Here is a 23476-nt window from a genome sequence, read left to right as displayed (position 1 = left end):
TCCGGCACTACAATCCCAACCACCTGTTTTTCAAGGAAGTTACTTGGGAAAAAGTTTGCGCTTTTCACTCATGGCATTAGCCATACTGACGAAACGAGCCTGCAGAAACGGCACCGTTGACCCGATAAAACGGCGAATCAGTCCATAATTCCTAATCAGAATCTACTCCGAGACGGAATAACACCTTGAAGCCCACCTGGATTTTCGATCTGGACGACACCTTGCACCACGCCTCGGCAGCGGTGTTTCCACATATCAATCGTTGCATGACCGAATTCATCATGCGCCACCTGGGCATGAGTGAAGACAGCGCGACGGAGCTGCGACAACGTTACTGGCGACAATACGGTGCGACGCTGAAAGGCCTGGAGCAACATCATGGCATCGCGCCGCAGACCTTTCTGCGCGACACCCACCCTATGAGCGAACTGGAAACGTTGCTGGTCTGGCAGGCCCAGACGGCAGCACTGCTACGCCGCTTGCCCGGCCGCAAGATCTTGCTGTCCAACGGACCACAGCATTATGTTGAGGGTGTGCTGAGGAGGATGCGGATCAGGCGGCACTTCGCCAGCGTCTATGGCGTGGAGCGGTTGGATCTGCAGCCCAAGCCACATCCTCGGTCGTTCCGTACCGTGCTGCAGCGCGAAGGTCTGGACCCGGCCCGATGCATCATGGTGGAAGATTCGTTGGCCAATCTGAAGGCGGCCAAGCGCCTGGGGATGCGCACGGTGTGGATCAGCCCTAGCGCGCGTCGGCCATCCTATGTCGATGTGCACGTCCGCCAGTTGGGGGAGTTACTTCGGCTTGGCCTGCAGTGACGGCATGTGCCGCACGTTCCAGAGGGCGCCGATCAGGCAGAGTGCCGCCGCCAGCGGCCAGAGCCGCGACAGGAACTCCACCAGCGCGTTCATATTGGCAAGGTGGCCGTAGCCCCAGCGAAACAGCGTGAGCATGTCGAGTTCGTTGGCGGACAGCGGCCAAAGAGCGGAGATCACTTGCGTCGCCAGCAGCGCCAGCAGCGCCACGACCAGCTGTACCCCCCGGCCGAAGCGGGTGAGCAGCCACACCAGCAGGAACCCGGCCCCCAGGCCCGCCAGCACGTTGCTGTTGATCCATTCGAAGAACGCAAACGGTTTGAGCAGCATCCCGGCAGCCAGCATCTTGAGGAAGACGGCCAGCACGACGACGGTGGTGACGCTGCGGGCGATATAGCGCCGCTTGCTGAGGAAGCTGGTGACGAACAGCAGTGTGGCGGTCAGGTGCAGCATGGCTCCGCCGGCTTCGAGCAGGAAAAGGAACAGTGCCGGGTTGTCGATCGGTGAGATGAAGGGCTGCGGCAGGCCCAGCGGCATGACCACGACGCCGAACAGCGGGATGGAGGGATTGAGCTGGGTGAGGAACCAGAGCGCCATCAAGGCCAGCGCGTAGTCGGCGGGTTCATTGGCGACAAAATAGCGCTGACGCCAGCGCCAGACATGGTGCCAGGCGTGGCGAAACAGCGGGCTGACCGCCAGCGTGGCGCCAATGAAGGCACCCGCGACGTTGTAGAGCATGTCCAGATTGGAGGCGACGCGCTCCGGCAGGAACTGCTGGATGAACTCCATCGTGAAGCTGGTCAGCACCGACAACAGCAGCGCCGTGACCCAGCCCAGCCAGCGGGGTCGGAACGATAGCGCCAGTCCAAACCCGTAGGGAATGTAGACCACCAGGTTGGCGAGGTTGTCGAACAGGCGGAAGTAGTACGGCAACGGATAAAACAGGAACTCGAGCAGAGGGCGGCCGCTGTAGCTCCAGCCGGTGAACGGGTACAAGCTGGCGAACACGATCACGACGAACAGCAGCAGGGCCAGATAGCGGGCGATATAGGCCCGCTGCGGCACGCCATGGCGTATGGGTGTCAACATGAGACGCCCCGTTCGCTCAACCGAGTCTGTTCATGCATAACGTCATTATCGCTCGTCATTTGCCTGCGGCCAGCCGGACTTCGGCCAACCTTGCCCTCCATCTGCTCTTTACTCCCAATCCTCACCAGCGCCCCGTCTCGAAGAAGCGCCGATAGCGCGTCAGCCACGGCGCGATGTCGAAACCGCCCGCGGCGAGCCATGCGTTGTCGTAATAACTGTTGAGGTAGCGGTTGCCGTCGTCGCAGATCAGCGTCACCACCGAGCCGCTGCGCCCTTCGGCCACCATCTGTGTCACCAGCTCGCACACGCCGAAGAAATTGGTCCCGGTGGAACCGCCGCAGCGGCGGCCAAGGACTTCCTGCAGGAAATGGATGGCGGCGTAGCTGGCGACGTTGGGCACGCGGATCATGCGGTCGATCACCGTCGGGATGAACGATGGCTCGACGCGCGGGCGGCCGATGCCCTCGACGCCGGAACCGCCCTCGCAGCGGCAGTCACGGTTGCCGCTCTGATAACTGTCGTAGAACACCGAATTTTCCGGATCGACCACGCACAGCTGGGTAGCCAGCTTCTGATAGCGCACGTAACGGCCGAAGGTGGCCGAGGTGCCGCCAGTACCGGCACCGCAGACGATCCATGTCGGGACCGGATGGGGTTCCAGCGCCATCTGCTGGAAGATGGTTTCGGCGATGTTGTTGTTGCTGCGCCAGTCGGTGGCGCGCTCGGCGTAGGTGAACTGGTCCATGTAATGGCCGTCAAGCTCATGGGCCAGGCGGCGCGATTCGTCGTAAATGGTGGCCGGATCGTCCACCAGATGACAGCGTCCGCCGTAGAATTCGATCGCCTTGACCTTCTCGGCCGAGGTGCCCTTGGGCATGACGGCGATGAACGGCAGGCCGAGCAGACGGGCAAAGTAGGCTTCGGAGACCGCCGTGCTGCCGCTCGAGGCCTCGATGATCGGCGTGCCCTGGCGAATCCAGCCGTTGCACAGCCCGTACAGGAACAGCGAGCGGGCCAGGCGATGCTTCAGGCTGCCGCTGGGATGCGTGGACTCGTCCTTGAAATACAGCTGGATCTGCGGCAGGGCCGGAATGGCCAGCGGAATCAGATGGGTATCGCTGGAACGATGGAAGTCCGCCTCGATCTGGCGGACAGCTTGGGCAACCCAGTTGGACATGGAGGAATTCCGCAACGGCATAAAATGGTTATTTTACCGTTGCCACAACAAAAAAGGCGCACCACGCGGTGCGCCTTGTCGTCTTGCCGTCTGGCGATCAGAACTTGGTGCCGACGCCGAGACCGAACACCCACGGGTTGATCTTCAGGGTGCCCAGCGAGCCCAGGTTTTCACTCGTTACATCAGTTTTGATGTAAATCTTCTTCACATCCAGGTTGACGAACCAGTCCTTGTTGACGGCAATGTCGGTGCCGACCTGCAGGGCACCGCCCCAGCTGTTTTTATCGACAGACACCTTGCCCGTGACCGAGCTGCCAAGGTCGTTATTATAGAAACGCGTGTAGTTGATACCGGCGCCGACGTAGGGGCGGATCTGGCCTTCCGGATTGAAATGGTACTGCAGCGTCAGGGTCGGCGGCAGGTGGTTGATCTTGCCCAGCGAACCCAAATCGGAGGTCACTTCATGACGCGCGGTGGCCAGGATCAGTTCGGCACCGATATTGTTGGTGATCATGTAGGTGAAGTCGAGTTCCGGCACGGTCTGGTTGTCCACATCGACATGCACGGCCGACAGAGTATCGGAAGTCTTCACATCCGGAGCGATATTAATGACGCGGAAACGCGCCAGGATGTCCCCTTGGGCGGCAAAGGCACTGGCCGATACCAGACCGGCGATCACAGCAATAGCAAGCTTTTTCATGGTTTTCTCCAAAGATGGTTGGTGGATTGCTGATCGCCCGATCTGCTGCCGTTGACTTTGCCGCCTACCGGCAGTAGCGTGCGACGTCTTCGGAGGGAAGATTAACCATACTCTCTTCCTGGTTTTTTGAGCTAGATCATGGTCACGTCATGAAATATGTCGATTTGCGCGATTTTATTGCCCAACTGGAACGCGAGGGGGAACTCAAGCGCGTCCGCGTGCCGGTCTCGACCCATCTGGAGATGACCGAGATCGGCGATCGGGTGCTGAAGGCCGGCGGCCCGGCGCTGCTGTTCGAACAGCCGGTACGCGACGGTCACGGCTTCGACTACCCGGTGCTGGCCAACCTGTTCGGCACGCCGCGCCGGGTGGCGATGGGCATGGGGGCGGAGGACATCGGCGAATTGCGCGAGATCGGCAGGACGCTGGCTTATCTCAAGGAGCCGGAACCGCCCAAGGGCTTCAAGGATGCCTGGGACAAGCTGCCGCTGTTGAAGCAGGTGCTCAACATGGCGCCGAAGGAAGTGAAGAAGGCGCCGTGCCAGCAGATCCTCTGGGAAGGCGCCGAGGTCGACCTGGGACGCCTACCTATCCAGCATTGCTGGCCGGGCGACGTGGCGCCCTTGATCACCTGGGGGCTGACGGTAACGCGCGGCCCCAACAAGAAACGTCAGAACCTCGGCATCTACCGCCAGCAGGTGATCGGCAGGAACCGCGTGATCATGCGCTGGCTGGCACACCGCGGCGGCGCGCTGGACTACCGCGAATTCCGCGCCGCCAACCCGGACCAGCCCTACCCGGTGGCGGTGGTGCTGGGTTGCGACCCGGCCACCATTCTGGGCGCGGTGACGCCGGTGCCGGATACGCTGTCCGAATACCAGTTTGCCGGCCTGTTGCGCGGCAGCCGCACCGAACTGGTGAAATGCATCGGTTCCGACCTGCAGGTGCCGGCCAGCGCCGAGATCGTTCTGGAAGGCCATATCTACCCGGACGATACCGCGCTGGAAGGGCCGTACGGCGACCATACCGGTTATTACAACGAGCAGGACCGCTTTCCGGTATTCACCATCGAGCGCATCACCATGCGCGAGAACCCGATCTACCACAGTACCTACACCGGCAAACCGCCGGACGAGCCGGCGGTGCTGGGCGTGGCACTGAACGAGGTGTTCGTGCCGATCCTGCAGAAGCAGTTTCCCGAGATCGTCGACTTCTACCTGCCGCCGGAAGGGTGCTCGTACCGCATGGCGGTGGTGTCGATCAAGAAGCAGTACCCCGGCCACGCCAAGCGCGTGATGATGGGCTGCTGGAGCTTCCTGCGCCAGTTTATGTACACCAAGTTCATCGTGGTGGTGGACGACGACGTCAACACCCGCGACTGGCGCGAGGTGATCTGGGCCATCACCACGCGCATGGACCCGGTGCGCGACACGGTGCTGATCGAGAACACGCCGATCGACTACCTCGACTTCGCCAGCCCGATCTCCGGCCTGGGCGGCAAGATGGGGCTCGATGCCACCAACAAGATGCCGGGCGAGACGCAGCGCGAGTGGGGCACGCCGATCGTGATGGACGCGGCGGTGAAACAGCGCGTCGATAAACTGTGGGACGAGCTGGGGCTGTAAGCGGGCGGAGCCTCGGCCGCTGCAGCGGACGCGGCGGGGAAGCGGAGGGACGGTCTCCGGCCCCGGCGCTCCCGGCAACCCCGGCAGGAGCGCCGACCGGAACAGCCGCTAAGCCCTGCACCCTATATCTGTTACCATGCCCGGTTTTCCCCATACCAGGAGTCTAGACATGAGCGATGTACGCAACCCGAATTCCGCCCAGCGCCTGAAGCGCCTCAACAACCGCCAGTGCAAGAAGATGCGCGTGGGCAACTACCAAGAACTGGGCTTCCACCTGGTGGCCACCCTGGCCGACGATCTCAGCAGCGAAGGTCAGGATGCCCTGCTCGACGCGTGGCTGACGCGCGTGGACGAGGCCGGCGTGAGCTTCGGCGGCCACTTCGACGGCCGCTGCAACCTGGAAGGCGTGGTGTTCCCGGTGGGCGCGGTGAAGATCGGCGAGGAACTGCGCGGCGAGCTGGCCGGCTGGCTCAAGGCCCGCAGCGAAGTGAAGGCGCTGGAAGCGAGCGAGCTGATCGACCTGTGGCACGCCGCCTGAGCCTACCCCGCTCCAAGCACAAAAGCCCGCATCAGCGGGCTTTTGCTTTTTCGACGTCCGAAGCTCAGGGCGCCGGGTTGGGGTAGCGCTCGTGGATCGCCTCGATGCCGGCCAGCACCTCGTCGTCGAGCCGTAGCGACGCGCTGGCGATGTTCTCTTCCAGCTGCGCCAATGTGGTGGCGCCGATCAGGTTGCTGGCGACGAAGGGGCGCGAATTGACGAAGGCCAGCGCCATCTGCGCCGGCGACAAGCCGTGCCGACGCGCCAGCGTCACGTAGTCGGCTGTCGCCGCCAGCGCCTGCGGCCGGGTGTAGCGCGTGAAGCGGTCGAACAGCGTGAGCCGGGCGTTGGCCGGGCGGGCCTGGTCGAGGTATTTGCCGGAGAGGACACCGAAGGCGAGCGGCGAGTACGGCAGCAGGCTGATGCCGTCGCGATGCGAGAATTCGGCCAGGCCGATCTCGTAGCTGCGGTTGAGCAGGTTGTAGGGGTTCTGGATGCTGACCATGTGCGGCAGGCCGAGGCGCTCGGCGGCCTGCTGGAAGCGCGCCACGCCCCACGGCGTTTCGTTGGAGAGGCCGACATGACGGATCTTGCCGGCCCGCACCAGATCGGCCAGCACCGCCAGCGTCTCTTCCGGGGCGACCGCGCCGTCCGGCCCGTCGAGCCAGGGGTAGCCCAGGCGGCCGAAGGTGTTGGTATGCCGGTCCGGCCAGTGCAGCTGGTAGAGATCGATGTAGTCGGTCTGCAGGCGCTTGAGACTGCCGTCGAGCGCGGCGATAAGGTTGGCGCGGTCGAAGTGGTTGGCGTCGCCGCGGATGTGGCGCGGGTTGTGCGGCTGCAGCGCCGGGCCGGCGATCTTGGTGGCGAGCAGCACGCGGTCGCGGCGCCCGCCCTTGGCGAGCCAGCTGCCGATGTAGCGCTCGGTCAGACCCTGCGTCTCGGGCTTGGGCGGCACCGGGTACATTTCGGCGGCGTCGATCAGGTTGATGCCGTGCTCCAGCGCCAAGTCGAGCTGGGCGTGGGCGTCGGCTTCGCTGTTCTGCTCGCCCCAGGTCATGGTGCCGAGACCGATGAGGCTGACCTGGAGGCCGCTGCGGCCGAGTGGGCGGTATTCCATCGCGTGGGTCCTTCGCTGTCGGGAGGGAGATGGCCCGATTATGCGACGCGCGGCGGGCGACGCAAACCGCGGCCGGTCGGCGTCCGGGCCATGCGCGTCGACCGGCCGGGCTGATGCCAAAACGCCACGCCGGAACCCGGTTCCGGGCAGGCATCGTCGCCGGCTTGATCTATGACAAATAGCATTCCGGATACGGCACTCTAGAATGATCGGCTTACCTCCCGGAGTGCCCAACGATGAAGCTCACCCTCTCCTTGTGGCAACGCCTGCTGGGACTGCTCCCCGGCGAACTGACCGTGCACGAAACGGAATGGCTGATCAGCCCGCAGCAGCACATGCCGTTGATGGCGCAGCGCCGCGCCGTGATCATCATCAACCGGGCGCGCCTGTTCGCCATGCTGTTCGCCCTGCTTACCCCGCTGTGGATCGCGGTCGACGTGGTGGCGCTGCCGATGGAGCTGGCGGCCAAGTTGGCCGGGATGCGCCTGATGGCCACCGTCGCCTTCGCCTGGCTGGTCTTCGGCCACCACAGCGACGGGACCCTGCGCCACGCCTACCGCGCCATGGCGACGCTGTTTGCCATTCCGACCCTGTTCTACATCGCCTCGCACCTGCTGTTGACGCGTTACCACCTGCAGGGGCTGTCGGCGGCGATCGGCACCGGCTACGCCTTCCTGCCGTTCGTGCTGCTGGCGGGCTTCGCCATTTTTCCGCTGACGCTGCTGGAGAGCGCCACCTTCGCCTCGCCGATCCTGATCGCGGACGGCCTGGCCTGGCTGCTGCAATGGCAGGTGATCGACTGGCCGTCGTTCAGCGGCGCGTTCTGGCTGCTGACGCTGATCAGCGCCGTGGCGACGCTGGCGTCGATGAGCCAGCTCGCCTTCATGATCGCGCTGGTCAACCAGGCGGTGCGCGACACCCTCACCGGCTGCTTCTCGCGCCGCAGCGCCGAGGAAATGCTCGACCTGCAGTTCACCCTGGCGCAACGCGCGCGCCGTCCGCTGTCGGTGGCCTTCATCGACCTCGATCACTTCAAGAGCATCAACGACAAACACGGCCACGAAGCCGGCGACCGCGCCTTGCAGAGCCTGACGCAGGCCATCGGCGACACGCTGCGCCACGGCGACATTCTGACGCGCTGGGGCGGCGAGGAGTTCCTGCTGCTGATGCCGGAAACCGACCGTCAGCAGGCACAACAGGCGCTGGCGCGACTGCGCCGGCACGGTCTGGGGCGGCGGCCGGATGGCTCGCCGCTGACTGCCAGCATCGGGCTGGCCGAGAGCCAGACGGACCAGGCGGCAAGCTGGCAGCAGCTGGTGGAGATCGCCGACGCCCGCATGTACCGCGCCAAGCAGCAGGGGCGCGACCGCGTCGTCGCGGCGGATGACGGGGCGCGGCCCGCCGCGGCACCGGTCGACGTGTCGGAGCTGCGGACGCAGCCGGTGTAAGCCGCGGCGGAGTCCCCACGGCAAAAAGGTTGGCCGAAGCCCGTCAACAGCGGCTTCGGCCAACCTTTTTCATTCGTAAACGCCTTTTAGCGTCGCCGACAAAACCCTCAGCGCAACGGTTCCGGCAAGGAGCGCTGCCGCGTACAGTCCCCGCAGGACGGCACGTGTGTGCGAGGCGAATCGAAAGATTCGCCCGCGAGCGGAGCGCCACCGCAGGGTTTGCCGAGCGCCACTCAGCCCGGCAACAACGCCGCCAGTGCCGGCCCCTTCAGCAGCAGCCAGCCCAGGCCGGCGAGGTTGAGCCCGACCGTGAGCCAGTAGACGCGACGGAACGATGCCTTGCTGGACTTGTGGCGGAAGGTACGCTGGGCGACCAGCGCGCCGGGCCAGCCGCCGAGCAGGGCCAGCAGGTGCAACTGGCGTTCCGGGGTGCGCCACTGGCCGCGTTGCGCCGACGTCTTGTCGTGCCAGTACAGCACGAAGCTGGCCAGGCTCAGGCCGGCGTAGCCCAGCACCAGCCAGGGCGGCAGCCGGCCGGCCAGAAGCGCCAGCCACAGCCCGAGGAAGAACACGCCCGCCACCGTGCAGGCCGGCCCCAGTCCGCCGGCCCCCTGCCCTTGCTGGCGTCGCGCCACGCCGACCAACTTCGCCTCCACGGCGCGTGGCCGGCGACGCTCGTCGTAGTCCTGGCGGTAGCTGACCAGGTCATGGGCGGCGGGACGGCGCGGTACCGTGCCGAAATCGCTAATGTGCACGAACACCTCGGCGCCGCCGCCGTTGGGGGTGATGAAGCCGAAGCCGCGCGCGTCGTCCCAGCGCGTGAGCCTGCCTTGAAAACGCATCCCTGCCCCCTGTCTGTCGAACCGAATCTGCCGTCCGCCGTCAGCGCGCTGGCCCCACGCCGCTGGCAGCCTGTTCCGCCAGCCAGTCGCGCGTGCGCTCGGCGGCCTGGAACTCGTGCACCGCCTGCTGCAGCAAGAGGAAGGCGGCGTCGGCGTCGTGGTGCAGGCAGGCGTCGCGCAGGCGCTGCAGCAGACCGGTCAGCACCTCCTCGTCGAGGTGGTACTCCTGCGCGCGCAGGATGCGCGGGTGGTCGGTCGGCAGCACGTTGTCGCCGATCAGCAGCTCCTCGTACAGCTTCTCGCCGGGGCGCAGCCCGCTGAAGCGGATTTCGATGTCGCCGTCCGGGCGGCTCTCGTCCTTCACCGTGAGCCCGGAGAGGTGGACCATGCGCCGCGCCAGCTCGGCGATCTTGACCGGTTCGCCCATGTCGAGCACGAACACGTCGCCGCCCTCGCCCATGGCGCCGGCCTGGATCACCAGCTGCGCCGCCTCGGGGATGGTCATGAAGTAGCGCGTGATCTCGGGGTGAGTGACGGTGACCGGGCCGCCGGCGGCGATCTGCTTCTTGAACAGCGGCACCACCGAACCCGAGCTGCCCAGCACGTTGCCGAAGCGCACCATGACGAAGCGGGTACGGCTGCCGCGCGCGTGGCGCGTCTGCAGGCACAGCTCGGCCAGGCGCTTGGTGGCGCCCATGACGTTGGTCGGGCGCACCGCCTTGTCGGTGGAAATCAGCACGAAGGTATCGACCCCGCCATCTTCGGCCGCCTGGGCGCAGACGTCGGTGCCGAAGGCGTTGTTGCGGATGCCGGCGAGCGGGTTGTGCTCGACCAGCGGCACGTGCTTGTAGGCGGCGGCGTGGAACACCGTCTGCACCCCGAAGCCGTCGATGACGCGGAACAGCCGCTCGTAGTCGGTGACCGAGCCCAGCAGTGGCAGGCATTCCAGCTGCGGCGCCAGGGCCTTGAGCTCCTGGTCGATGGCGTACAGCGCGAACTCCGACAGTTCGAACAGGATCAGGCGCGCCGGGCGCTGGCGCACGATCTGGCGGCACAGCTCGGAGCCGATCGAGCCGCCGGCGCCGGTGACCATCACCACGCGCCCCTCGATGTTGCGCGCCAGCAGTTCCGGGCGCGGCGGCACCGGGTCGCGCCCGAGCAGATCCTCGATGTCGACCCGCTTCAATTCCTCCACCCGCACCTCGCCCGACACCAGCTCGGCCATGCCGGGCAGGCGCTTGATCGGCACGTGCAGCGACTCCAGCTTCTCCAGGATCTCGCGCTGGCGCGCGCGGCTCACCGACGGCAAGGCCAGCAGGATGGCCTTGGCCTCGGTATCGGCCAGGAGCGCCGGCAGTTCGGCCGGAGCATGCACCGCGAGACCGCGGAAGGTGTGGCGCCACAACGCAGGGTTGTCGTCGACGAAGGCCATCGGCCGGTATTCGCGCCCGGCCTGCAGCGCCAGCATCAGCTGGATGCCGGCGCGCCCGGCGCCGTAGATGACGACGTGCTCGCGCGGGCTGTCCACGGCGTCGATGCGCCGCACCAGGCCGCGCAGCAGGAAGCGGCTGCCGCCGATGTAGGCCATGGCGAACACCCAGAAGATGATGATGGACGAGCGTGGGAACGGCCCGATGCGCGCCATCACGATCACCGCCGCCAGCACCAGCACCGCCAGACTGACGCCGTAGCACACGGTGTAGACGATCTTGTCGTCGAGGTACTTCAGCACGGCGCGGTAGAGCCCGAGCTTGATGAAGATCGGGATCACCCACAACGGCGGCACCACGAAGATCCACAGGTAGGGGGTGAGCTTGGGGTCCCACACCCCGCCCAGGCGCAGTACCACCGCGCTGTAGAGCGCCAGCGGCAGCAACAGCGCGTCCATCAGCATCAGGAGCGCCATCTTGTGGTGGCGCGAGAAGGAAAGCAGCTTGTCGATCATGGTCAGCGCAGGACGATCTTCTTCAGGGTGGCGAGGATGATGCACACGTCGCCGGCCAGGGTGTGGCTCTGCGCGTAGCGCACGTAGTAGTCGAGCTTCTGCGGCAGCACCTCGTCGAGGTAGGCGCGTTCCGGGTCGGCAGCGGCGCCGAGGATGTCGTTCTCGTCGATCATGCGGATCGACGCCCAGTCGGTGATGCCGGGGCGCACCGACAGCACCAGCGCCTTGATCTCGTGCGGATAGTGCGCGACGTAGCGCGGCACCTCGGGGCGCGGGCCGACCAGGCTCATGTCGCCCAGCAGCACGTCGATCAGCTGCGGCAGCTCGTCGAACTTGGACTTGCGCAGGAAGCGCCCGGCGCCGGTGACGCGCGCATCGCTCCCCACCGTGAGCTGGCCGTGGCGCTCGGCGTCGACGCGCATGGTGCGGAACTTGTGGATGCGGAAAGGTTGGCCGAAGCGCCCCACCCGCTCCTGGCGGAAGAACACCGGCCCCTTCGAATCGAGCTTGATCCACAGCGCGATCGCCAGCAGCAGCGGCGCCAGCAGCAGCAATCCGGCGCCGGCGGCGATCAGGTCGAACAGCCGCTTGGCGCCCATCGAGCCGGGGCGGCCGGCGGCCGGCAAGACGGACCCGCTCATGCGCCGAGAATCTCCCTGACCGCCGCGATCACGCGCGTCTGGTCGGCATCGGTCATCCGGGTATAGAGCGGCAGCGTCACTTCGGCCTCGAAGGCGGCGTCGGCCACCGGGAAGTCGGCGTTCTTGAGCTGGTAGCCGTCGCGCCATACCGGGTGGCGGTGCAGCGGGATGAAGTGTACCGAGCAGCCGATGCCCTTCTCCGCCATGCGCACAATGAAGTCGTCGCGGCTGACACCGGCCTCGGGCTGGAGGCGCACCGGGTAGAGGTGCCAGGCGTGCTGGTCGGTGGCCAGCGCCGGGCGCGCCGGCAGGATCAGCGGCAGGCCGGCCAGCTCACGGTCGTAGCGCGCCGCCATCGCCTCGCGCTGTTGATGGAAGCGGCCGATCTTCTTCAACTGGTGCAGGCCCATCGCGGCGGCGATGTCCGGCATGTTGTACTTGAAGCCCGGTGCGACCACCTCGTAGAACCAGGCCGGGGTCTTGGACACGTAGCGGTCGAAGGCGTCGCGGCTGATGCCGTGCAGGCGCATCACCTTGCAGCGCGCGATCAGGTCCTTGTCCTTCGACACCACCATGCCGCCCTCGCCGGTGGTCATGGTCTTGTTGGCGTAGAAGCTGAACACCGTGGCGTCGGAGCCCAGCGTGCCGATCAGTTGGCCCTGGTACGTCGTCGGCAGCGCGTGCGCGGCGTCCTCGATCACCTTCAGCTTGTGCTCGCGCGCGATGGCGAGGATGGCGTCCATGTCGCAGGCGAGCCCGGCGAAGTGCACCGGCATGATCGCCTTGGTCTTGTCTGTGAGCGCGGCGCGGATTGCCGCCGGGCTGATGTTGAGGGTGACCGGATCGACGTCGACCACCACCGGGTGCGCGCCGAGGTAGCGCACCACCTCGGCGGTGGCGGTGAAGGTGTAGCTCGGCACGATCACCTCGTCGCCGGGGCCGATGCCGACCGCCTCCAGCGCCAGATGCAGGCCGGCGGTGGCGGAATTGACCGCGATCGCCTCGACGCCGCCGCCGAGGAAGTGCGCGAAGTCGGCCTCGAACTGCTTGGTCTTGGGACCGGTGGTGACCCAGCCGGATCGCAGCGCGTCGACCACTTCGTTGATTTCTTCTTCGCCGATGTCGGGCAGGGCGAAGGGGAGGAATTTCTGTTCGGTCATAATCTCTAGCCTTGTTGCTCTGCGGCGGCCCGCTCACGTGCGAAACCGCCGGCCATCAATGAAGGTATCAGGCAGGTGACGACCCAGCCGTTACCCGTCCTGGTTGTCCACCGTGTTAGGCGAACCAAACCAACCAGTTGCGACACCGTTGTGGGCAACGACAACAAAACCGTGAAACTCTCTGTCGGTTATGTGTATTTCGCCTTTGCCAACATTGGCAGCTACAAAGCTGACTGCGTCTTGCTTGGAGAGGTAGTTGCCAAGCTTCCGGTGAACCTCGACGAGAACTTGCTCACCTGAGATGAATTGATCCAGTAGGAGCATTAACTCTTTTTCTTGCATCCCATCACGTTCTACGATGTTCTTCCACGTGCGTGACGCCGCATCAATGGGCGGAAAATGTTTGCGCATCAATTCATGCACGCGTCGCGGATTCATAGCGCCTCACCTGTCGTGTGCGGACGCCGTCAGCGCGGCGCCGCGTAAATCTCGATGCGTTCCTTGCCGCTGCCGACGTTCTTGCGCTTGAGGCGCAGCACGCCCACCTCGCCGGTGCGCTCCAGGTGCGTGCCGCCGCACGGCACGCGGCCGAAGCCGGCGACTTCCCAGTAGCGGCGCTCGGCCGCCTCGTCGGAGAAGGCGCTGACGATGGGGGCGTCGGCGTCGATCACGGCCTGCGCCTCGCGCATCAGCTCGGGCAGCAGCGGCGTCAGCGGCTCGTGCCAGGTGAAGTCGATGCGCGCCTTGTCTTCGCCGATGTGCGCGCCGATCTTGCCGATGGCGGGCAGACGTTGCGTCACCAGCTCCAGCACGATCTCGGCGGCGAAGTGCAGCCGCATCAGGGCGTAGCGGCGCGGCCAGTCGATCTCCACCGTCACCGTGTCGCCCTCCTCCAGCACGTGCCCCGGCGGCAGGGTATAGACCAGGTCGCGGCCCTGCCAGCGCGCCGCCAGCACGCGGTAGCCGCCGATGGTGCCGGTGTCGCTCTCCTGCCCGCCCGATTCGGCGAAGTACAGCGTCGCCTCGAGCACCACGTCGAGCCCCGCGACGCGCGCGACGCGGGTGATCAGCGCCGTGCGGTAGGGCTCCCGCCAGAACACCTTGTCAGTCATCGTCGCCTCCTTCCCGGCCATGATCCTGGCCGCTGCCGCGCCAAACCATGCCTAGCGTAGCCCGTAGCATGGGTGAAGGCGTTCCCGCCGCACCCCGTCATTCCCGTTGTATCGCCGAGGTGATGGGTTGCGCTGCACTGCCCCCATCCTACTCATCTACCCGACTCCCGTTACCAGCGTTCCGCCAGCCGCTTGCCCCAGCGCTGCGTCGGCAGTTCGACCCAGCGGTTGATCGCCACCGCCAGCCACCAGGTGACGAAAAGCGCCGTCAGCACCAGCAGCCACCACGGCAGGCCCAGCCGCGCCAGCGCGGTCATCGTCACGTAGCCGGCGATGGAGTGGCACACGTACCAGGCGTAGCTGACCGCGCCGACGCGCGCCAGTAGCCGACTGCGCCACCACGCCGGGCGCAGCACGCCGAGCGCGAACAGGACGATGCCGACAGCGTAGCTCAGGTAGAGCGCCAGCGAGTGCCAGCCGGTGAACCAGACGAACAGCGCCAGCATCAGCGTCGCCATGATGGCCGTTTCACGCCGCGAGGCCTGGCCGGTCAGCCAGAAATAGCACCAGCTGCCGGCGAACATCAGCGGAAAGTAGCACACCACCGGAGCCAGATAATACTGCGCGGCGTGCCACGCCGTCCCCCATGCCGGTCCGCGGCACAGCAAGGCCAGGATCGGCAGCAGCAGCCAGATCGCCCCCTTCAGGCGGCGGCGCGTCAGCGCGAATGCACTGCCCAGCAGCGCGTAGAACCACAGCTCGACCTTCAGCGTCCACATCACCGGGTCGATGTTGCGCCCGCCCAGCATGTCCTGGAAGGCGATGCTGGCGTGCCCTAGCACGTCGCGCACGCTCACCGCGAACGGGGCGCCGCCCAGCCGGCTCGCCAGCCACAGCGCCAGCACGGTGACGGCGAGGCCGGCCCAGTAGGTCGGGTAGATGCGCGTCAGCCGCGTCACGGCGAAGCGCGCCGCACCCTGCCGGCCCAGCGACAACGGGATCAGCAGCCCCGAGAGCAGCAAAAACAGCCCGACGCCGACCGCGCCCAGGTTGACCGGCAGCGCCAGCGAGGCGCTGGGGTAGCCCGCGAGCGGCGCGAGATCGAGGATCTGGCCGACGCGCTCGCGGCTGAACCAGAAAATCTGGGTGTAATGGAACAGCACCACGGCGAGCATCGCCAGGCCGCGCAGGGCGTCGGCGAAGTCGAAGCGGACGTGCGGCTGGCTCATGGCGGACCTCAGCGGCAGGCGGCGAGGAAGCGCCGCGCCAGCACGGCGTAGTCGTGCTGCGCCAGCACGTGCGTCCGGCCCGCCTCGCCCATGCGCTGGCGCTCGGCCGCCGGCAGCGCCAGCATGCGCCGCACCGCGTCGGCGATGGCGGCCGGGTCTTCGGCGCCGACGCTGATGCCGGCGCCGGCCTCGCGCACCAGGTCGTTGCCGGCCTCGACCGAGTGGATCACCGGCTTGCCGGCCATCAAGTAGTCGAACAGCTTGTTGGGGTTGATGCCGAAACGGTAGATCGGCAGGCGGCGCCAGCCGATGAACAGCGCGTCGCACCGGGCCAGGAAGGCCGGCACCGCGCGTTTCGGAATCGCCGGCAGGAAACACACGTTGGCGAGGCCGAGTTCAGCCGCGCGCGCCTCTAGCGCCGCCTTGTCCGGGCCGTCGCCCACCAGCACGAAGCTGACCTTGTCCTGTTGCAATCGGCTGGCCGCCTCGAGCAGGAAATCGAGCGCGTTGGCCAGGCCGTGGCCGCCGGCGTAGCCGACGATGAAGCGGCCTTGCTCCTTCAACTCGGCCAAGGCCTGGACGTGCCCGGCCGGCAGCGGCGCAGGCTCGCCCTGCCACTCGGCAACGTCGACGCCGTTGGGCACCACCGCGTACTTGGCCGGGGCCATGCCGTGCTCGACCATGTAGTCGCGCGCGCACGGCAGCATCGAGATCACGGTGTCGGCCTTTTTATAGCCGAAGTCCTCGGCCCACTGCAGCAGGCGGATGAACGGGTGCTTGGGCGACATGCCGCCCACCTCGACCGGCGTCAGCGGCCACAGGTCGTGCACCTCGTACGCCAGGCGCGCGCCGGTCTTGCGGGCGATCCACGCCGCCGGCACGGTGTCGAGCGGGTAGGTGGACGAGGCGATCACGAGGTCCGGCTTCCATTCCTTGAGGTAGCGCCCGGACAGTCCCATCAGCCGGCCGAGGAAGCGGAAGATGTTGATCACGCGCTTGAGGCCGTTGCCCTCGTAAGGCGGCGTCTTGCACCAGGTGTAGCGGATGCCGTCGATGTCCTCGTCGCGGTAGGCTTCGGCCAACGTCGGGTTGTGCTGGCGCAGGTGCGAGTAGTCCGCCGCGACCAGGTTGACTTCGTGCCCGGCCCGAACCCATTCGCGCGCCAGGTAGTAGGGGCGGAATTCCATGCCGTGCTTCGGGCTGCCGGCGTAATGGTTGATGTAGAGGATGCGCACGGTCGGTTTCAGTCGGTTGGATGGCGGCGGCGGAAGGCGCGCTCCATGGCGTTCCAGTCCATGCTGGTGAACACCACGCCGGCGACACCCCAGCTCACCAGGTTGAACAGCACGTCGGCCGGGGTCGGCAGCTTGGCGTAGCCCAGCATCAGCATGGTCAGGCTGAACAGCGCCAGCGGCAGACCGCGCCAGACCAGGCCCAGACGCAGCGCGAACGCCCACTTGCCGCGCGCGCGCTCGTGGCGCCAGCCGGCGAAATCGTCGGCCATCCAGGCCGCCAGCTTGCGGCGGAACAGCCACATCGGCGCGATCAGCATCAGCATCGCCGCCAGGCAGTAGGCCGCCCACAGCAGCGGGCGGAAGGTATGCTGCTGCAGGCCGTAGAGCAGGCTGCCCAAGGGCAGGCCGAACAGCAGCAGGGTCGGCCCCAGCGCCAGCGCGTGCAGGCGGTCGAGCAACTGGCGATAGCGCTTCATGCCGCACCCCCGGCCAGCTCGCGATAGAGCGCCACCAGCTTGTCGCCCTCGGCGGCCCAGCTGTAGCGCGCCAGCACCGCCGCCTTGCCGGCCTCGCCCATGGCGTGGGCGCGCTCGTCGTCGGCCAGCAGCAAGTTGATGGCGCTGGCGATGGCGGCGGCGTCGTTCGGGTCGACCAAGAGGCCGCAGCCGGCGCCGTCGACGATGTCGCGCCACAGCGGGAAATCGCTGGCGATCACCGGCAGGCCGGCGGCCATGTACTCGAACAGCTTGATCGGCAGCGACTCGACGTAGCTCGGCGTCGGCAGCAGCGTCACCAGGCCGACCTTGCTCGCCGCCAGCACCTCGGCCACGCCGGCGCGGTCGAGCACGCCCAGATCGTTGACGCGCGCCCAGCCCGGCTGCTGCTGCAGTTCGGCCTTGAGTTCGGTCTCGCTCCACAGCCCGGCCAGGTTGAGGCGGGTAGCGGTGGACGGCAGCGCCGTGATGATCGGCGCGATGCCGCGCGTGCGGCTGATGCCGCCGAGGTAGCACACCTCGTTGCGGCGCGCCTCCCACGGCGTGTCGCGCACCAGCTCGGCCAGGATCGGGTAGTTGCAGACGTCGATGGCGCGCGCGCCGAGCGCGGCGAAGCGGCGCCGGATCAGCGGCGTGGCGGCGACGATGGCGTCGAAGCGGCGCGCGGCGTAGTGCTCCAGCAGTTCCACCCCCTTCGACACCAAGGGCCGCGCCGCGCCGGGAATCCAGTGCTTGGCCAGCACCTGGCGCGGCACGTCCTCGTGCACGTCGTACACCACCTTGATGCCGGCGCGGCGCAGCTTGAGCGCGGCCGGGATCAGCTCGGGGTCGTGGAAGTGCGCGACCTCGGGCTTAAGCGCCAGCGCGGCACGATAGACGCGCTCGACGGTGCCGGTCATGCGCGCGAGGCGCCCGCCGGTCTTGGGGCCGACGTCGTGGATGCGCACGCCGTCGCGGATTTCCTCGCCCTGGCCGTCGGCCACGATCAGCGTGACGTCGTGGCCGGCGCGCGCCAGCGTGGCGCACTCCTTGACGAAGATGCGGATGTCGTAGCGCGGGTGGGCGCTGGTGAGATGGCAGACTCTCATCGGGTTTCCAGCAAATCGTGATAGATCGCCGCAAAGCGGCGCATATTGTCCTGGTGCAGGCCCTTGGCGGCGATCAGGCGGCGGTTGAGCGCGGCCGCCTCGGCCAGCGCGGCGTCGTCGCCGGCGCGGCGCAGCGTGGCCTTGAGGGCGTCGCCCAGGCGTGCCACGTCTTCCACGATGGCGCCGTTGACACCGTCGAGCACCCACTCCAGGTTGGCCGGCAGGTTGGATAGCAAGGGCAGGCAGCCGTGCCCCATCGCCTCCAGCAGGCTGATGCTGGTGGCGTCCGACTCCGGCACGCTGACGAACACGCGCGCCGCGCGATACAGCCCGGCCAGCACCGGCGCCGGCACGAAGCCGGTGAAGTGGACGCGGCGCAGGCCGAGGCTTTCGGCCAACCCTTTCAGGCAGTCGCTCTGTTCGCCGCTGGCGGCCACGGTCAGCGTCCAGTCGTCCCAGGCCGGATCGGCCTCGACCTCGGCCCAGCCCTTGAGGATGGCGTCGACGCGGTAGAGCTTCTTGTGCAGCCGGCACGACAGCACGTTCTTCGGCTTGGCGGCCAGATCGGGCGCTTCCGGCAGCGCGTCCATGCCGAAGTTCAGCACGTCGAGGCGTCGCACCGGCGCCAGGGTGCGGATCACCGCCGCCATATGCAGCGAATCGGAGGTCACCGCGTCCGCCGCCGCCAAGTTGGCCGCCACCATCGCCTTCATCAGCCGGTTCTGCTGCGGCAGCAGCAGCACGTCCGAACCCCAGGTGGTCAGCACCCAACGCACGTCCTTGCCGGCCAGGGCGCGGCGCGCGTGCCAGGCCACGCTGTTGGCCTGGTGCACGTGCACGATGTCGGGGCGCAGCTCGTCGATCAGCGCGGCGATGCGCCGCGCCGTCGCCAGCGCCTTGAGGCTGAAATCCACGGCGAGCACCTGCCCCAGGTTGGCCGGACGGTAGTGCTCGGGCAGCTCGCCGCTGGTGACGAGGTGCACCTCGGCCACGTGCGGCGCGATGCCGGCGAGGTAGCGGAAGGTGTGCACCGAGGCCGAGCCGATCAGCAGCAGCTTCATGCGGCGGTTTCCTTCAGGTAAGCGGCGAGCGCCGCCGCCAGCCGCGCGAGCCGGGCGTCGAGCGCGGCGTCGCAGGCGATGGCGACGTTCATCGGCAGGTTCAGCACCGTGGCGGCGAGGCGCTCGCCCTCGGGCGCGCTGCCGGCGAGGTAGCCGTGGCGGAACGAGCCCGCCGGGTGGATCACGTCGTCGAACCACACGCCGATGGCGAGCCCGCATGCCGCGCTCAGGCGCCGCGCCAGCGCCGCCTTGTCGGCCACCGGCTGCGGCAGCGCGAACGGGTAGCGCACCCAGTGCGCGCCGGGCGCGCCCGGCCACAGCGTCAGGCCGGGCACGGCGGACAGCGCGGCGCGGTAGTGTTCGGCCAACCTTTGCTTGTGCCGCAGCAGCGCCGGCAGCGCCGCCAATTGCGGCAGCAGCAAGGCCGCCGAGAGCGCCGGCAGCGCGCGCGGCGGGTGCGCCACGCCGTCGGCCACCTCGGCGTCGGACGAGCGGTAGATGAGCCCCACACGGCGCGCCAGGGCCAGCCAGACGCGCCCGGCCAGCGCGCAGCGCGCCGCCAGCAGATGGCCGGTCAAGGTGGCCAGCAGGCGCAGCTGATCCAGCGCGCCGAGCTCGGCCGGCGGTTCTTCCGCCACCAGGCCCTCCGGCAGCAAGGCGAAGCCGCCGATGCCGCCGCTCAGGTTCTTGGAGTATTCGAAGCTGAAGAAGGCGCCGTCGTGGTACGTCCCCAGCCATTGCCCGTCGCACTGCGAGGCGAAGCCGTGCGCGGCGTCGTCGAGGAAGACCACGCGCGGGTGGCGCAGGCGCAGCGCGTCCGGCACGCGGCAGGCCGGGCCGAAGTTGTGCGGCACGATCACCGCGCGCGTGGCCGGGCCGATGGCGGCGTCGAGCCGGCTCCAGTCGAAACCCAGCGTGGCGGCCGAGACGTCGAGCCAGCGTACCGTGGCGCCCAGCGCCGGGATCTGGTTCGGCACCACCACGCAGGTGTAGGCCGGCACGATCACCTCGTCGCCGGCACCGACGCCGTGCGCGCGCAGCAGCAGCGCCAGCGCGGCACGGCCGGTGTCGGTCAGCACGATGCGCCGCGCGTCGACGCCGAACAAGCGCGCCAGTTCGTCGCGCAGGCGGCGGCGCAGCGCGGTGCGGCCGGCCACCAGGCGCGGCAGCGCGGCCAGCAGCATCGGGAGAGTCAGCGAGTTGGCGGTCAGCACAGCCGGCGCACCTGTTTCGCCGGCGCCCCGGCGTAGAGCCAGCCCGACTCGAGCCGGCCCTTGGCCACCGAGCCCGCCGCCAGCACCACGTTGTCGCCGATCTCGCAGCCGGGCAGCACGATGCAGCCGGCGCCGATGAACACGTTGTCGCCGACGCGGATGTCGCCGTCGACGTGGCACTCGGTGAACGGCGTCACCGGCACGTCGGCCGGAATACCGTTGGAGTGGCAGAAGAACAGGCTGCGCGGCCCCACCGCGACGTTGTGGCCGAAATACAGGTGATGGTCGCCGATCAGCAGGTAGAAGTACGGCGCGAGGTGGCTGTCGGCGCCCAGCGTGAGCCGGCCGTGCAGGCCGATCAGGGCGTCGCCGCGCCAGTACAGCAGCGCGTTCTTGCCAAGCGACAGCGCGTTCCAGCGCGTCACCCGCGCGCTCGGGTGCACGCGCGCCCCGGGCGCGAGGCGCGCGCCGCGCAGCAGCGGCCACAGCCGGTACAGGCGCAGCAGCAATCGTTCAAGCACCATGAGTCTCCAGGCGGCGCAACAGGCGGAAGATCCACGCCACGTAGGCCGCGAAATACAGCGACATCACCCCGGACATCACCTTGAACGCCAGCAGGGCGTCGCGGCTGGCGACGAACACCGCGGCGAACGCCGCCATGTTGACCACCACGCCGATCAGCACGAACAGGAAGGAGGCGCGCTGGCGTCCGATCACCATCGGCACCATGAAGCACGGTCCGGCGACGAAGGCCGCCGCGAGGTACGGCACCAGCGTCGCCGCGATCACCCCGGCCTCGCGCCAGCCGGCGCCGAACACCCAGCCGAACAGCGGCTCGGCCGCCACCAGCAGCAGCCCGAACGGCAGCAGCGCGGCGCCGGCCAGCACCGCCAGCGCGCGCGCCAACAGCGGTGTCATGGCGCGGCCGTGGGCGTGCGCCTCGGCCAGGTCGCGGAAGATCACCTGCGACACCGCCTGCCCCAGCAACGCCGCCGGCAGCTTCAGCACGCGCAGCACCAGCGCGTACTGGCCGACCACGGCATGCCCGGCGAGCGAGGTCAGCAGGGCCAGCATCAGCGAATCCTGGAACGCCACCACGAAGGCGTGCGGGGTGTTGATCTTGGGAAACTCGGCGTAGCGCCGCGCCAGCGCGGCGAGCTCGGCGCGGCGGTGGCCGCGCAGCCAGGTCAGGCGCGTGGCGAGATCGGCGCGCGCCTGCGCCAGCAGCGCCAGCGCCTGCCCCGCCAGCGAGCCGGCGATGAGGCCGGCAAAGCCCAGCCCGGCCCAGCCGGCGCCCAGCTGCGCCAGGGTCACCCCGAGCGATTGCATCACCCGGCCCTGGGCGTTGGCGGGGTAGCGGCGCTGACGGTTGTTCCAGCTGGTCCAGGCCTGCAGGCTGCCCGCCAGCCACACCCCGCCCGGCAACACCAGCAGCCACGGCCCCAGCGCCGGCGCGCCGAGCGTGGCGGCGATCCAGCCGTGCGCCGGCAGCAGCAGCGCGGTGAGCACCAGCAGCAGCGCCAGGTTGATCGCCAGCGCCAGCGTCATCAGGCGCTCGGCGTCGCGCTCGTCCTTGGGCAGTACGATGGCCATGTCGTAGCGCGCGGTGGCGATCACCGCCAGGTTGGAGAGCCAGGCGGAAAACACCGCCAGCAGGCCGAAATCGTCCGGACTGTAGAGCCGCGTCAACAGCGGCGCGAACACCAGCGGCAACAGCTGCGCCAGCGCCGCGCCGCCGGTCAGCGTCGCCACGTTGCGGGCGAAGCCGCCTGCCACCAGCCGTTGTACGGCGCCTTTCAGCATCGCTCGGCAGCGCTCAAGCCAGCGCCTTCTTCACGGCGGCGACGACGGCATCCTGCGTGGGCTCGTCGAGGAAGGGGTGCATCGGCAGGCTCATGACGCGCTGCCCGGCCGCTTCGGCCACGGGGAAGCTGCCCACGCCCTGGCCGAGCGCGGCGAAGGCCGGCTGCAGGTGCAGCGGGATCGGGTAATGCACCGCGGTGGGCACGCCCAGCTCCTTGAGCGTGGCCGCCACCGCGTCGCGCCGGTCCACCTCGATGGTGTACTGGGCATGCACGCTGGAACAGCCGTCGGCCAACCTGGGCACGCGTGCGACGTCCTTGAGCAGTTCGGAGTAGCGCGCGCCGATGCGCTCGCGGGCCGCGACTTCTGCCGGGAAGCTCGGCAGCTTGGCCAGCAGCACCGCGGCCTGGAGCGTGTCGAGGCGGCCGTTGAGGCCGATCACCGGGTGGTGGTAGCGGCGGTCCTGGCCGTGCACGCGGATTTCGCGCATCGCCTTGGCCAGCGCGTCGTCGTCGGTGAAGCAGGCGCCGCCGTCGCCGTAGCAGCCCAAGGGCTTGCTCGGGAAGAAGCTGGTGCAGCCGATGGTCGACAGCGCGCCGGACTTCCTGCCCTTATAGCGGGCGCCGAAGCTCTGCGCGCCGTCCTCGATCACCGGCAGATGGTACTTGGCGGCGATGGCGTTGATGGCGTCGAAGTCGGCGCACTGGCCATAGAGGCTCACCGGCATGATGGCGCGCGTCTTCGGCGTGATCGCCGCCTCGATCCTGGCCGGGTCGAGGTTGTAGCTGTCCGGGTCGATGTCGACGAACACCGGTGTGGCGCCGAGCAGCGCGATCATCTCGCCGGTGGCGATGAAGGTGAACGGCGTGGTGATCACCTCGTCGCCGGCCTGGATGCCCAGCGCCATCAGCGCGATCAGCAGCGCGGTGGTGCCGTCGGCCACGCCGACGCAATGCTTGACGCCGACGTAGGCGGCGAGCTCGCGCTCCAGCTCGGCCACTTCCGGCCCCATGATGTACTGGCCGTGGTCGAGCACGGCGTGGATACGCGCGTCGATGTCGGCCTTGAGGTGCTGGTACTGCGCTTTCAGGTCAATGAACGGAATGCTCATCGGAATCGTTCCTCGGGCTTCGGCCAACGTTG

23 protein-coding genes are annotated in these 23476 nt (G+C 67.9%); 4 read left to right on the top strand and 19 right to left on the bottom strand.

Annotation, left to right across the window (positions count from 1 at the left end):
- Window positions 1-185 precede the first annotated feature (185 nt).
- Entirely contained in the window at window positions 186-818 is a 633-nt protein-coding gene (locus tag FURADRAFT_RS18610; protein WP_040653235.1) for a pyrimidine 5'-nucleotidase, read from the top strand.
- Here FURADRAFT_RS18610 and FURADRAFT_RS18605 read toward each other — a convergent pair.
- The 3 genes from FURADRAFT_RS18605 to FURADRAFT_RS18595 form a co-directional block, all read right to left on the bottom strand.
- Window positions 795-1904 carry a VanZ family protein gene (locus tag FURADRAFT_RS18605; protein WP_008955726.1) on the bottom strand — a complete coding sequence of 370 codons (1110 nt, stop codon included), beginning with the start codon at window positions 1902-1904 and terminating at the stop codon, window positions 795-797. The two genes, FURADRAFT_RS18610 and FURADRAFT_RS18605, sit on opposite strands and share 24 nt — an antisense overlap.
- Window positions 1905-2025: 121 nt before the next feature.
- Complete coding sequence (locus FURADRAFT_RS18600; RefSeq protein WP_008955725.1) at window positions 2026-3081, bottom strand: PLP-dependent cysteine synthase family protein; 1056 nt, start codon at window positions 3079-3081, stop codon at window positions 2026-2028.
- Window positions 3082-3178: 97 nt separating this feature from the next.
- Window positions 3179-3781: an OmpW/AlkL family protein gene (locus FURADRAFT_RS18595; RefSeq protein ID WP_008955724.1), complete on the bottom strand. Its 603-nt coding sequence runs from the start codon at window positions 3779-3781 to the stop codon at window positions 3179-3181.
- Between the two features lie 149 nt (window positions 3782-3930).
- Between FURADRAFT_RS18595 and ubiD the strand changes: the two genes are divergently transcribed.
- Together ubiD and FURADRAFT_RS18585 are read left to right on the top strand one after the other, a co-directional pair.
- A complete protein-coding gene (gene ubiD / locus FURADRAFT_RS18590; RefSeq protein WP_008955723.1) occupies window positions 3931-5406 on the top strand; it encodes a 4-hydroxy-3-polyprenylbenzoate decarboxylase in 1476 nt (491 codons plus the stop codon).
- 169 nt (window positions 5407-5575) lie between these two features.
- Window positions 5576-5944: a YggL family protein gene (locus FURADRAFT_RS18585; protein ID WP_008955722.1), complete on the top strand. Its 369-nt coding sequence runs from the start codon at window positions 5576-5578 to the stop codon at window positions 5942-5944.
- A gap of 64 nt (window positions 5945-6008) precedes the next feature.
- Here FURADRAFT_RS18585 and FURADRAFT_RS18580 read toward each other — a convergent pair whose 3' ends face one another.
- Window positions 6009-7061 carry an NADP(H)-dependent aldo-keto reductase gene (locus tag FURADRAFT_RS18580; protein ID WP_008955721.1) on the bottom strand — a complete coding sequence of 351 codons (1053 nt, stop codon included), beginning with the start codon at window positions 7059-7061 and terminating at the stop codon, window positions 6009-6011.
- Window positions 7062-7297: 236 nt separating this feature from the next.
- Here FURADRAFT_RS18580 and FURADRAFT_RS18575 point away from each other — a divergent pair, with 236 nt between their 5' ends.
- Window positions 7298-8509 carry a GGDEF domain-containing protein gene (locus FURADRAFT_RS18575; RefSeq protein WP_008955720.1) on the top strand — a complete coding sequence of 404 codons (1212 nt, stop codon included), beginning with the start codon at window positions 7298-7300 and terminating at the stop codon, window positions 8507-8509.
- Between the two features lie 233 nt (window positions 8510-8742).
- Here the strand turns inward: FURADRAFT_RS18575 and FURADRAFT_RS18570 are convergent, their stop codons facing one another.
- The 15 genes from FURADRAFT_RS18570 to FURADRAFT_RS18500 form a co-directional block, all read right to left on the bottom strand.
- Window positions 8743-9351, bottom strand: coding sequence for a DUF1294 domain-containing protein (locus FURADRAFT_RS18570; RefSeq protein WP_008955719.1), 609 nt, complete (start codon window positions 9349-9351; stop codon window positions 8743-8745).
- A gap of 40 nt (window positions 9352-9391) precedes the next feature.
- A complete protein-coding gene (locus tag FURADRAFT_RS18565; protein WP_008955718.1) occupies window positions 9392-11296 on the bottom strand; it encodes a polysaccharide biosynthesis protein in 1905 nt (634 codons plus the stop codon).
- A gap of 2 nt (window positions 11297-11298) precedes the next feature.
- Window positions 11299-11937 (bottom strand): sugar transferase, encoded by a 639-nt coding sequence (locus tag FURADRAFT_RS18560; protein WP_008955717.1) that lies wholly within the window; start codon window positions 11935-11937, stop codon window positions 11299-11301.
- Window positions 11934-13097: a DegT/DnrJ/EryC1/StrS family aminotransferase gene (locus FURADRAFT_RS18555; protein ID WP_008955716.1), complete on the bottom strand. Its 1164-nt coding sequence runs from the start codon at window positions 13095-13097 to the stop codon at window positions 11934-11936. Before FURADRAFT_RS18555 ends, FURADRAFT_RS18560 begins: the two co-directional genes overlap by 4 nt.
- A gap of 90 nt (window positions 13098-13187) precedes the next feature.
- Window positions 13188-13535 (bottom strand): hypothetical protein, encoded by a 348-nt coding sequence (locus tag FURADRAFT_RS18550; RefSeq protein ID WP_201441974.1) that lies wholly within the window; start codon window positions 13533-13535, stop codon window positions 13188-13190.
- 29 nt (window positions 13536-13564) lie between these two features.
- Entirely contained in the window at window positions 13565-14209 is a 645-nt protein-coding gene (locus tag FURADRAFT_RS18545; RefSeq protein ID WP_008955715.1) for an alanyl-tRNA editing protein, read from the bottom strand.
- A gap of 170 nt (window positions 14210-14379) precedes the next feature.
- The gene (locus tag FURADRAFT_RS18540) at window positions 14380-15438 is read right to left on the bottom strand and encodes an acyltransferase family protein (protein WP_008955714.1); all 1059 of its coding nucleotides are present in this window, start codon (window positions 15436-15438) and stop codon (window positions 14380-14382) included.
- An 8-nt stretch (window positions 15439-15446) separates the two neighbouring features.
- A complete protein-coding gene (locus tag FURADRAFT_RS18535; protein ID WP_008955713.1) occupies window positions 15447-16673 on the bottom strand; it encodes a glycosyltransferase family 4 protein in 1227 nt (408 codons plus the stop codon).
- An 8-nt stretch (window positions 16674-16681) separates the two neighbouring features.
- Entirely contained in the window at window positions 16682-17149 is a 468-nt protein-coding gene (locus tag FURADRAFT_RS18530) for a hypothetical protein (protein ID WP_008955712.1), read from the bottom strand.
- Complete coding sequence (locus tag FURADRAFT_RS18525) at window positions 17146-18255, bottom strand: glycosyltransferase family 4 protein (RefSeq protein ID WP_008955711.1); 1110 nt, start codon at window positions 18253-18255, stop codon at window positions 17146-17148. The genes FURADRAFT_RS18530 and FURADRAFT_RS18525 overlap by 4 nt, the downstream gene beginning before the upstream one ends.
- Window positions 18252-19316, bottom strand: a complete 1065-nt coding sequence (locus FURADRAFT_RS18520; protein WP_008955710.1) for a glycosyltransferase — start codon at window positions 19314-19316, stop codon at window positions 18252-18254. The genes FURADRAFT_RS18525 and FURADRAFT_RS18520 overlap by 4 nt, the downstream gene beginning before the upstream one ends.
- Window positions 19313-20530 (bottom strand): DegT/DnrJ/EryC1/StrS family aminotransferase, encoded by a 1218-nt coding sequence (locus tag FURADRAFT_RS18515; protein ID WP_008955709.1) that lies wholly within the window; start codon window positions 20528-20530, stop codon window positions 19313-19315. Before FURADRAFT_RS18515 ends, FURADRAFT_RS18520 begins: the two co-directional genes overlap by 4 nt.
- Window positions 20524-21054: an acyltransferase gene (locus tag FURADRAFT_RS18510; protein ID WP_008955708.1), complete on the bottom strand. Its 531-nt coding sequence runs from the start codon at window positions 21052-21054 to the stop codon at window positions 20524-20526. Before FURADRAFT_RS18510 ends, FURADRAFT_RS18515 begins: the two co-directional genes overlap by 7 nt.
- Window positions 21044-22333, bottom strand: a complete 1290-nt coding sequence (locus FURADRAFT_RS18505) for a lipopolysaccharide biosynthesis protein (protein WP_008955707.1) — start codon at window positions 22331-22333, stop codon at window positions 21044-21046. The genes FURADRAFT_RS18510 and FURADRAFT_RS18505 overlap by 11 nt, the downstream gene beginning before the upstream one ends.
- Before the next feature lie 13 nt (window positions 22334-22346).
- Window positions 22347-23444, bottom strand: a complete 1098-nt coding sequence (locus FURADRAFT_RS18500) for a DegT/DnrJ/EryC1/StrS family aminotransferase (RefSeq protein ID WP_008955706.1) — start codon at window positions 23442-23444, stop codon at window positions 22347-22349.
- Window positions 23445-23476 lie beyond the last annotated feature (32 nt).

This window comes from Pseudogulbenkiania ferrooxidans 2002, assembly GCF_000174355.1.
Lineage (GTDB): Bacteria > Pseudomonadota > Gammaproteobacteria > Burkholderiales > Chromobacteriaceae > Pseudogulbenkiania > Pseudogulbenkiania ferrooxidans.
This window is presented reverse-complemented; position numbering and strand designations above follow the sequence as displayed.